A 302-nucleotide genomic window follows, 5' to 3' on the forward strand; every position below is an offset into this window, starting at 1 on the left:
GCCATTGAGGGCGGCGTTCAGGGCTTTGGTCAGGGCGCGGACATCGCCGCCCGCCTGGGCAAGGCAGTAGCCGGTGCCCATTTCGGTGGGGGTCAGGGCCGCGCACAGGCCGGTGGTGGCTTCGGTCAGGCGGTTAGCCAGCCGGTGCAGGCTGTCCGGGTCCAGCCCCGGCACGATGCGGATGGCATCCGCACCGGGCGTTACCTGCGCGGCCAGCGCGTCAAAGAGCTGGCTGCACAGCCCAAAGTGGGTGAATTTCAGGGCGGTGTACTCGTCATACACCCGATGCACGGCGTTGGCCG

General features: G+C 68.9%; 1 pseudogene. It reads right to left on the minus strand.

Annotated elements, in window-relative coordinates:
- Nucleotides 1-302, minus strand: a pseudogene (locus P0G09_RS18635) (alanyl-tRNA editing protein); the annotation flags it as partial.

Origin of the sequence: Faecalibacterium sp. DFI.5.82 (genome assembly GCF_029076575.1) — a bacterium.
GTDB lineage: Bacteria > Bacillota > Clostridia > Oscillospirales > Ruminococcaceae > Faecalibacterium > Faecalibacterium duncaniae.